Origin of the sequence: Actinomadura roseirufa (assembly GCF_900659635.1) — a bacterium.
GTDB lineage: Bacteria > Actinomycetota > Actinomycetes > Streptosporangiales > Streptosporangiaceae > Spirillospora > Spirillospora roseirufa.
In genome coordinates, this window is record NZ_CAACVB010000280.1 from 1 (window position 1) to 9,241 (window position 9,241).

Here is a 9,241-nt window from a genome sequence, read left to right on the forward strand (position 1 = left end):
GAGGTCCTGTCGGCCGCGGGAGCCGCCGGGGGCGCGCTGCTCGCCGGGCGGGGCAGGGCGGCGGCGGCGCTGAGCGGGGCCGCGCTGCTCGCGGCGTCCGCCTGCACGCGGTTCGGGGTCTTCCACGCCGGGATGCAGTCGGCGAAGGACCCGAAGTACACGGTCGTCCCGCAGCGCGAACGCCTGGAGGCCGCTCACGGCCACCGGTGACGGGAGTCCCGGAACGGCTATCCCGGCGTGAGGCGCCAGTAGCCGTGCGGGTTGAAGAAGATGTCGTCCTCCTCGTAGCGCTCGCACGGATGGTGCCGGAGGATCCATTGCGGCGCGTCCGGGGTGAGGCGGAAGCCCTCGCCGTCCTCGATATCCCGTGCCGGCCGCTCCGTCAGCAGGTGGAGCGCCAGCGCGTCGAGGAGCCCGGCCACGGTGTCGGCGTCCGGCTCGGCTCCGCCGTCGGCGGGGGGCCGTTCCAGCTCGGCGTCCGGCGCGCCGAGCAGGTGCATGCCGCAGCTGTGGTGGACGGACGAGGCCGCGATCGGCCGCTTCACCCAGGCCCGGTAGAGGGGCACCACCGAGTCCTCGGGAAGCCCTGTGTACACGCCCGCCGCGAGGTCGAGCCAGCGCTCGCGGCCGTGCGTCAGGCCGCTGCTCTCGTTCTTGACGGCGGTGGCGCCCGAGCGCAGCAGCTCGGCCGTCAGCACCAGGGACCGCCGCGCGACGGTGAACGACGCGTCCGGCAGGACGGGCGGTGACAGCAGGTAGGCGACGGTGTCGTGCTCCTCGACCGCGGCCCAGTCGGCGCCGGTGAAGGACGCCCGCGCGGCGCACGCCTCGAACGCCGCCGGCATCCGGGGGTCGGGTTCGGTCTCGGAGTACTCGCGGTCGAGCTCGAACCCCTCTTTACCCGCGATGACCTCGACCTCGTCGAGGTCCAGTCCGGTGCCGAGGACGCAGAGGACATGGCGGGAGCTCATCGATGCCTGGTCGTCGATCACGCGGCGCAGGCTACGCCACACCGGTCGAGATGGCAGCTTTTCGGGGGAATCGCCCGTTCTGTACCCCCACGAGGGGAAGCGCTCCGGCCGGGGCGGGGGATGTCACATCGGGCCGTCTGGATACATCTCTCTATAGCGGCCCGCCGGAGGCCGCGACCCCGAGGAGAGGGAGGCGCGGCATGGAGGCCGGTGCGGGAGACGGCGCGCGGAGGCGTTTCGACCTGACGATGCTGCACGCCGTGTACGACGCCTTCCGGCGGGACATGGCGCGGATGGCCGCACTGACCCGGCACGCCGGCGCGGACGGGACGGATAAGCCGGACGGGCCGGACGGCGCGGAACCGTCCGCTGTGACACCGGCGGCGGTGCCCGCGCCGGTACTCAACGGCTGGACGGTCTTCGCCTTCCACTGGCGCGCGCAGCACGCGGCCGAGCACCGCGCGCTGTGGACGGTCATGCGCGGCAGGCCGGTCGCCGCGCTGCGGTCCGCCGCGCTGGACACGATGGACCTGCAGGCCGCCCGGCTCGTCGGGCTCATGGACACGGTGGACGCGGCGCTGGAGCACGGCGACGGGGCGGTCCTGGCGCGCCGCGCCCGGGACGTCCCGGCGGCGGTGAACGCCCACCTCGCCCACAAGGAGGCGCACGTCCTGCCGCTCATCCCCGCCACGCTCACCCCCTACGAGTGGGGCGCGTTCGACGTCGAGTTCCGCCGCCAGGTGGGGCTGCGGGGGCTCGGCGTCTTCCTGCAGTGGCTGCTGGACGGCGCGCCGGACGAGACGTGCCGCGCCGTCCTGCGCCTGCTGCCCCCGCCGGTGCGCTTCGCGTACCGGCGGGGCTGGTCGCCCCGCTACCGCCGCCGGGCCCTGTGGCCGGAGCCCTCCGGCACGTCCGGCTGAACCGCCGGTCCGTCCGGGCCCGGTGACGCGCCGCCGCGCCGCCGGGGATGTCACATTCGCCGATCCGGATCTGTCTCATGTCCAGACGTTCGACCGTCCAGGCGTTCGACGAAGGGACTGACGATGGCGGGGATTCGGGCACCCGGCGGGCAGGCGGGCCGGGCGAGGCCACCGAGGGCCGTGGACGCCACGGCGCGGGCGCTGGACGAGCGGTTCGGCTCGGCCGGCTTCGCCCGCAAGGCGCTGCGCAAGGCGTTCCCGGACCAGTGGAGCTTCCTGGTCGGCGAGATCGCCATGTACTCCTTCGTGATCATCCTGCTGACCGGCGTGTACCTGACCCTCTTCTTCAAGCCGAGCATGCACGAGGTCGTCTACGACGGCTCCTACGCCAAGCTGCGCGGCGTGGAGATGAGCGAGGCGTACGCCTCCACGCTGAAGATCAGCTTCGAGGTGCGCGGCGGGCTGCTGGTCCGGCAGATCCACCACTGGGCGACGCTGATCTTCATGGGCGCGATCCTCGTCCACCTGCTGCGCAACTTCTTCAGCGGCGCGTTCCGCAAGCCGCGCGAGCTGAACTGGCTCATCGGCATCGCGATGTTCGCGCTGGTCATGCTGAACGGGCTGTTCGGCTACTCGCTGCCGGACGACCTGCTGTCGGGGACGGGGATCCGCATCCTGGAGGGCGTCACCGCCTCCGTCCCGCTCGTCGGGTCGTACCTGGTGATGTTCCTGTTCGGCGGCGAGTTCCCGGGGAACGACATCGTCCCGCGGCTGTACGTCGTCCACGTCCTGCTGATCCCCGGGCTCCTCGCGGCGCTGATTCCGCTGCACGCCGTCGTGCTGACCTGGCGCCAGACGCACACCCAGTTCCCCGGCAAGGGCAGCACGAACACCACCGTCCGCGGCTATCCGTTCTTCCCCGTGTTCGTCGCCAAGACCTCGGCGCTGTTCCTGTGGGTGTTCGGCGTCACCGCCCTGCTGGCCGCGTTCGTGCAGATCAACCCGGTCTGGCTGTTCGGCCCGTACGACCCGGGCGCCATCAGCGCCGGCTCGCAGCCCGACTGGTACATGGGCTGGCTGGAGGGGGCGCTGCGCATCATGCCCGCCTGGGAGCTGTCGGCGTGGGGGCACACGGTCACGCTGAGCGTGGTCGTGCCCACGCTGGTCGTGCCGGGCGTCCTGTTCACCGGGCTGGCGGCGTACCCGTTCCTGGAGCGGTGGGTGACGGGCGACCATCAGATCCACCACCTGCTCGACCGGCCCCGCGACGTGCCCGCGCGGACGGGCGTGGGCGTCGCCGGGGTCGTGTTCTACGGTGTGCTGTGGCTCGCGGGCGGAAACGACGTGCTCGCCCACACGTTCCACGTCTCGCTGTTCGCGACGACCTGGTTCTTCCGGGGCGCCGTCATCATCGGCCCGGTGCTGGCCTACGGCGTCGCCTACCGCATCTGCGTCGGCTTGCAGAACCGGGACCTCGGCATCGTCCGGCACGGGCTGGAGACCGGGATCGTCCGGCTGTCCCCGGAAGGAGGGTTCTTCGAGGTCGAACGGCGGCCGGCGGACGAGGCGATCGCCGCGATCACCGACCCGCGTCCGGCCGTCGCCGTCCCGCTGGACGTTCCGCCCCCCGCGGACGGCGTCGAGAGCCCGCGCGGGCGCGGTGGCGCGGCGAGGGTCCGCGCGTCCCTCAACCGGCGTTTCCGTGCCGGCCTCGCCGTAGTGCCGTCCACTGCAGTGCCGTCCAGTGCTGTGCCTTCTCCTCCGGTGCCGAGTGAGGAGCCGGCGGACGGTCCGCGTCCCGTCCCGCCCGCGAGCGGCTGAACCCGGGCCGGCGGTCCCGGGTCAGCGGGTGAACAGGAGGCCGATCACCGGACGGGCGGCCGCCACCGGGTCGCCGCCCAGGTCGGCGGGCAGCGCGCCGCTCAGCCACAGGTCGGCGAAGCCGTGCACGATGGACCAGGCGGCGATCGCGGCGGTGCGCTCGTCCCCGGGGCCGCCCGGCGCGAAGTCCCGGACGTCGCGGACGCCGCGCATCAGTACTCCGTCCGCGCGATCGCGGGCCGCCGTCAGCTCCGGGTCGTCCGCCCGGTGGAGGTCGGGCCGGAACATCACCTCGAAGTAGCCGCGGTGGTCGACGGCGAAGCGGACGTAGGCGAGGCCCACGTCGTGCAGGTCGGTGCCGGCCCCTTCCAGGGCCTCGGCGAAGAGCGTGTAGCCCTCGGCGGCCACAGCCGTGAGGAGCCCGGTCTTGTCGCCGAAGTGGTGGGCGGGCGCGGCGTGCGAGACGCCCGCCCGGCGGGCCAGCTCGCGCAGGCTCCAGCCGGCCGGGCCGGTCTCGGCGATCGCGCCGACCGCGGCGGCCAGGATCGTCCGCCGCAGATCGCCGTGGTGGTAGCTCGGAGGTGTCACCGCGGCAGCATATCTTGTCATTGACAAGTTCCGGCCCCGTAGGGCAATCTTGCCAATGACAAGATTGTGCTACCCGGAGGACGGACCCATGCCGACCCTGCCCTGGACACCCGTGGAGGACGCGCCGCCCGGCACCGAGGTGCTGGTCATGGCGTCCCGGCTCGAGGTGCGCTCGCTGCGCCACGTGCCGGGGTTCATGCTCGCCTCGTTCGCCCTGCTGCGGCAGGCCCGCGGCTCGGCCGGCGCGCACGGCGTGTCGCTGAAGGCCGAGCCGCTGAAGCGCACGTTCTGGACGCTGTCGGCATGGAGCGGCAAGGACGCCCTCCAGGCCTACGCGGCCGCCGAGCCGCACGCCTCCACCATGCGGGCCAAGCGCGCGGTGATGCGCGACTCCACCTTCGTCTTCTGGACGGTGGACGCCGCCGACCTGCCGGTGGACTGGGCCGAGGCGCAGCGCCGCATCGCCGAGCACCCCGGCGGAAGCTGAGCGCGCACGCCACGGCGGGTCACGGGGGCCGGCCGGGGCGGACGGCCCGGCCCGTCAGTCGCGGTCCCGCGCGAACGCGCGCAGGCCCGCGAGGTCGACCACCGTGATCTTGCGCCAGCCGGTGCGGATCAGGCCCGCGCGGCGCAGCCCGTTCAGTGCCCGCGCGACCGTCTCGCGGGAGGCGTCCATCCAGCTCCCGAGCTCCTCCTGGGACAGCGGCGGGCCGATGTCGATGCTGCCGTCCGGCGCGGCCGGGCCGTGGTGGGCCGACATCTCGGCCAGCTCCGCCAGCAATTGCGCGAGCCGGTGCGTGCCCCGGCTGGTGACGTGCGCCTTCAGCCGCCGGTCGGCGTCGTCGAGACGCTGGACGAAGGTGCTGGTGACGAGCATCCACACCTGCGGGTGGGCGTCCAGGAAGCCGGTGAAGCGGGCGGCGGGCACGACCAGCGCGCGGACGGGCGACAGCGCGGTCACCGTCGCCGACCGGGTCCGGCCGCCCAGCACCGCGCTCTCGGCGAGCAGGTCGCCCGGCCCGCGCACGGCGAGCACGACGTCGTGGCCGTCCTCGGTGGCGGAGGTGACCTTCGTCCAGCCGCGCTCGATGATGATGACGTGGTCGGACTCGTCGCCCTGGTACACCAGCGGGGTCTTCACGGCGAAGTGCCGCGGCCGCGCGGCCGACCGCAGCGCCGCCTGCTGCGCGCGGTCGAGGGCGGCCCAGAAGCCCGGGCGCGGCGTGGACGGCGCGTGCGGTGTCACGGCTTCCTCCCCCGGCGTCACGAACGGCTGGTCATCCGAACGGTAGACCGGCCGTGCCGACGAGGGAAGGCGGAACGCGGGTGGCGCGGGCCACCCGCCGCTCCGGCCCCTACTTCGGCACGGCGACGAGCCGGACGGCCAGCCCCGTGAACACGGTCCCGCTGAACAGGTTCAGGCCCCGCGCGACGCGGCGGCTGCGGCGCAGCAGCCGGGCGAGCCGGCCAGACAGCAGCCCGACCGCGCCGTCCACGACGAGGCCGAGCAGGACCAGCGTGAGCCCGAGGACGAGGAACTGCGCCATCGGGTGCCCGAGCGAGGGGTTCACGAACTGCGGCAGGAACGCGATGTTGAAGAGAATGACCTTCGGGTTCAGCAGGTTCGTGACGACGCCCTGCACGAAGGCGCGGCGCCGTCCCGGCCCGGCCGAGGCCGGCTCCTCGCCGGGCTCGCCGCGGTCGCGGAACGAGCGCACCGCGAGGAACAGCAGATAGGCGGCGCCCGCCCAGCGCAGCGCGTGGTACAGCGCGGGCAGCGTGGCGAACAGCGCCGACAGCCCCAGCATCGCGGCGACCGCGTGCGTCAGCGCGCCCGTCGCCACCCCCGCGGCGGCCAGCACGCCCGTCGCGGGACCGCCGCGGCCGCCCATGGCCACGATGAACATCATGTCGGGTCCCGGGGTGACGCACAGGGCGAGCGCGGCCACAACGAAAGCCGCATATAGGGATGGATCGACCATGAAACGCATCATGCAGCATGGGCCTCCCGGCCGCGACCCTATATCCCCCCTTGCCCGACCCTCATCCGCTGGTCACCGCCACCCGGCGACCCCCGGCGCCCCCCTGCGACCCCCCTGCGACCGTGGTCGGAGGCCGGGTGCGGCGCACGGTCCGGCCCGGCCGGGGCCGGGCCGGACCGTGCCATCGCGGCGGCCGGAGGACGCGACGTCAGTCGGCGCGGTCGATGCCCGTCGCGGCGGCCCGGTACGCGCTCGGGGTGACGCCGTAGGCGGCGCGGAAGGCGCGGCTGAAGGCGGCGGCGTCGGGCAGCCCCCAGCGGCCGGCGATCGCGCCGATCCGCTGCGTCGCCAGGAACGGGTCGCGCAGTTCGCGGCGGCAGTGCTCGAGCCGGCGCGAGCGCACGTACCGGGCGACCGTGGTCCCCTTGGGCTGGAACACCCGGTACAGCTGGCGGACCGAGATGTGGTGCGCGTCGGCGATCGCCGCCGGTGACAGTCCCGGGTCGTGCAGCCGCGCCTCGATCCACTCCACGATGGCGCGCAGCATCTCCGCCGAGTCCGGGGACGGCGACTGCGCCGCGCCCAGGCACTCGCTGGCGGCGCCCGTGACCAGCTCGACGATCGCCCCGCCGAGGTGGTGCGCGTACGGCTCGTCCTCGCCGGAGCCGTCCTCGGCGACCGCGGCCAGCAGCGAGGTCACCAGCCGGCCGGTGCGGGCCCGCTCGGTGAGCAGCGTGCCGCCGAGCGTCGCCAGCCGCCCGGCGGGCAGCGGGACGGCCCGGTGCGGGATCACGACGGTGAAGATGTGGTGGGCGTCGAAGGCGATGTCGACGGGGCGGGTCAGGTCGTAGAAGACCACGTCGCCCGGCCTGACCCGCACCTGCCGGTCGTTCTGGCGCAGCAGGCACGAGCCCCGCAGCATGAGGCCGAGCTTGTAGCACTCGCGGGTGTCGCGGGCGATCTGCCGCGGGCTGCGCCGCACGGCGTGCGCCGGAGCGCGCACCTCACCGGCTTCCACTGGTCCGAGAGTGCGGCCGACGAGCCTCGCGGTGAACGGGCCGCGGCCCTGGGGCTGCAGGTGGAAGGGGCCGAAGGCGGTCCCGATCACGTGCCGCCAGTAGTCGGCCTGATCGGCGGCAGGGTGGTCCGAGGTGCTGACGAGCGTGGGCATGGCGCTCCCTTGCGCTTGTACGGACTGGTCCCGGACGCCACCCGCAAGGCTTCTACGCCGCGTCAGGAAGGTCAATGAGCGAGTCAGCACGACGCGCGGGCCGGTCTTTGGCACACCGCGCCAAAATCGCGGCAGGCAGGGCCAAGCCCCCCAGATCAGTCGCGGCTTATACATATCGCGACGAACCCCCGGGGAGCGCTCCCAACCACCTCGAGAACCCGCCGAGAGGAACCCGCCATGCCCGAGGACGAGCTTGAGAACGGCGGCATCAGCCGGAAGAACTTCATCACGGCCGTCGGACTCGGCGCCGTGGCACTGCCCACCGCCGTGACCGCCCTCGCCGCCTCGCCCGCCGAAGCCCGTACCAAGCCGGGAACGACCGGCAGGCTGCTGACCCCCACGCCGAAGTGCACCGACGGCGACAGCAGCGCCACCCACTCCCAGATGGAGGGCCCCTACTTCAAGCCCAACTCGCCCGAGCGCGGCTCGATCGTCGACGGGCCGGGAACCGCGCTCACGCTGACCGGCGTGGTCTACTCGCTGAGCTGCAAGCCGGTCGCCCACGCGCTGCTGGACTTCTGGCAGGCCGACAACAACGGGGACTACGACAACTACACGTTCAAGTTCCGCGGCCACCAGTACACCGACGCGCAGGGCCGCTACGCCCTGACCACGATCGTGCCCGGCCTCTACCCCGGCCGCACCCGGCACATCCACGTCAAGGCGCAGGCCCCGGGCCAGCGGATCCTCACCACGCAGCTGTACTTCCCGGGCGAGCCCCGCAACGGTCAGGACTCGCTGTACGACCCGAGCCTGCTGATCAAGATCACGGGCAACCGGATCGCGAAGACCGCCACGTTCGACTTCGTGCTCCAGGTCCGGTAACACCCTGGTGAGGCCCCGTCCCCGCCCGGTCACCGTTGGGACCCGGCGGGGACGGTCGTGCGGGACCGCGGCCGAGACGTGATGCGAATCGGCCACGAAACGGCAAAGGAATGGATAGTCTCCCAGCGATCGCTTTTGGTTGAGTAAGGAAATCTGGGAGCACACCCCGCATGAGCGCTGCCAACCGGGCACAGGTCATCACACGGTGGGGGGCCATCGCCTTCATGGCGGCCGCGGTCCTGACCGCCACCGTGGGCGGCTTCGCCCAATCCTACGCCGGTCTCTATCACTGGGCGCTGGAGCACGGCCTGCGGGGTTGGAAGGCCGACTCCTTCCCGCTGCTGGTCGACCTCTTCATCATCGTCGGCGAGCTAGGGCTGTTCCTGCTGGCGGTGGACGCCTTCGTGCTGCACCGCCGGCAGCTCCTGAGCTGGCTGGACTTCTTCCTGCCGCTGAGCATCGCGCTCGCCGGCTGGACGGCCAGCCTCATCTTCAACGTCGGTCACGTCGGGCACAAGAACTTCTCCTACCAGGCGACCGCCGCCGTACCGCCGATCGTGTCCATGCTCGGACTGTTCGTCCTGCTGCGCACGCTGCACCGGTACGTCTCGCGCGAAGCCGAGGCGGAGGAGGAGGCCAAGCAGCCCGAGACGCAGCACCGCGCCATCACCGGCCCGGTGACCCTGCAGCAGATCACGCTGATGCCGCTGCGCAACACCGGGCCGTTCCCGCAGATCCAGGTGCCCGGCCACTCCGGCAAGGCGCTGGAGTCGGGCACCGCGCAGGCGGCCGCCGAGGCCGCCGGCGCCGAGCGCGAGGCCAGCCGGTGCAGGAACTCGATGAGATCGAAGTCGGCCACCAGGGTGTCTGCCAGCTCGACGAACACCTCAGCGAGTCGTTGTT

The 9,241-nt window shown here is 72.9% G+C and carries 10 protein-coding genes and 1 pseudogene; 6 read left to right on the plus strand and 5 right to left on the minus strand.

Annotation, left to right across the window (positions count from 1 at the left end; translation table 11 throughout):
• Positions 1-210, plus strand: a pseudogene (locus E1291_RS34865) (NrfD/PsrC family molybdoenzyme membrane anchor subunit); the annotation flags it as partial.
• A gap of 17 nt (positions 211-227) precedes the next feature.
• Here E1291_RS34865 and E1291_RS34870 read toward each other — a convergent pair.
• On the minus strand, positions 228-992 hold the full coding sequence (locus tag E1291_RS34870) for a hypothetical protein (RefSeq protein WP_131742329.1): 765 nt from the start codon (positions 990-992) through the stop codon (positions 228-230).
• A 179-nt stretch (positions 993-1,171) separates the two neighbouring features.
• On the opposite strand from E1291_RS34870, the gene E1291_RS34875 reads away from it, so the two are divergent.
• Both E1291_RS34875 and qcrB read left to right on the plus strand, forming a co-directional pair.
• Positions 1,172-1,891 (plus strand): hemerythrin domain-containing protein, encoded by a 720-nt coding sequence (locus E1291_RS34875; RefSeq protein ID WP_131742330.1) that lies wholly within the window; start codon positions 1,172-1,174, stop codon positions 1,889-1,891.
• 123 nt (positions 1,892-2,014) lie between these two features.
• Entirely contained in the window at positions 2,015-3,712 is a 1,698-nt protein-coding gene (gene qcrB / locus E1291_RS34880) for a cytochrome bc1 complex cytochrome b subunit (RefSeq protein ID WP_131742331.1), read from the plus strand.
• Between the two features lie 21 nt (positions 3,713-3,733).
• On the opposite strand, the gene E1291_RS34885 is transcribed toward qcrB, so the two are convergent.
• Positions 3,734-4,300, minus strand: coding sequence for a TetR/AcrR family transcriptional regulator (locus tag E1291_RS34885; protein WP_242614567.1), 567 nt, complete (start codon positions 4,298-4,300; stop codon positions 3,734-3,736).
• 88 nt (positions 4,301-4,388) lie between these two features.
• Between E1291_RS34885 and E1291_RS34890 the strand changes: the two genes are divergently transcribed.
• Entirely contained in the window at positions 4,389-4,787 is a 399-nt protein-coding gene (locus tag E1291_RS34890; protein ID WP_131742333.1) for a DUF3291 domain-containing protein, read from the plus strand.
• Between the two features lie 54 nt (positions 4,788-4,841).
• Here E1291_RS34890 and E1291_RS34895 read toward each other — a convergent pair whose 3' ends face one another.
• The 3 genes from E1291_RS34895 to E1291_RS34905 form a co-directional block, all read right to left on the minus strand.
• Entirely contained in the window at positions 4,842-5,546 is a 705-nt protein-coding gene (locus E1291_RS34895; RefSeq protein WP_131742334.1) for a Crp/Fnr family transcriptional regulator, read from the minus strand.
• A 109-nt stretch (positions 5,547-5,655) separates the two neighbouring features.
• A complete protein-coding gene (locus E1291_RS34900; protein WP_131742335.1) occupies positions 5,656-6,282 on the minus strand; it encodes a LysE family translocator in 627 nt (208 codons plus the stop codon).
• A gap of 208 nt (positions 6,283-6,490) precedes the next feature.
• Positions 6,491-7,453 carry an AraC-like ligand-binding domain-containing protein gene (locus E1291_RS34905; RefSeq protein ID WP_165495439.1) on the minus strand — a complete coding sequence of 321 codons (963 nt, stop codon included), beginning with the start codon at positions 7,451-7,453 and terminating at the stop codon, positions 6,491-6,493.
• A gap of 237 nt (positions 7,454-7,690) precedes the next feature.
• On the opposite strand from E1291_RS34905, the gene E1291_RS34910 reads away from it, so the two are divergent.
• Positions 7,691-8,338: a dioxygenase family protein gene (locus E1291_RS34910; RefSeq protein WP_131742337.1), complete on the plus strand. Its 648-nt coding sequence runs from the start codon at positions 7,691-7,693 to the stop codon at positions 8,336-8,338.
• Between the two features lie 170 nt (positions 8,339-8,508).
• Positions 8,509-9,241 (plus strand): DUF2637 domain-containing protein (locus E1291_RS42590; RefSeq protein ID WP_165495440.1); only part of this gene is annotated, 733 nt, incomplete at its 3' end.

Coding starts and splice junctions, on each gene's coding strand:
- E1291_RS34875 (WP_131742330.1), top strand. CDS start 1,172: ATGGAGGCCGGTGCGGGAGACGGCGCGCGGAGGCGTTTCGACCTGACG.
- qcrB (WP_131742331.1), top strand. CDS start 2,015: ATGGCGGGGATTCGGGCACCCGGCGGGCAGGCGGGCCGGGCGAGGCCA.
- E1291_RS34890 (WP_131742333.1), top strand. CDS start 4,389: ATGCCGACCCTGCCCTGGACACCCGTGGAGGACGCGCCGCCCGGCACC.
- E1291_RS34900 (WP_131742335.1), bottom strand. CDS start 6,282: ATGGTCGATCCATCCCTATATGCGGCTTTCGTTGTGGCCGCGCTCGCC.
- E1291_RS34905 (WP_165495439.1), bottom strand. CDS start 7,453: ATGCCCACGCTCGTCAGCACCTCGGACCACCCTGCCGCCGATCAGGCC.
- E1291_RS34910 (WP_131742337.1), top strand. CDS start 7,691: ATGCCCGAGGACGAGCTTGAGAACGGCGGCATCAGCCGGAAGAACTTC.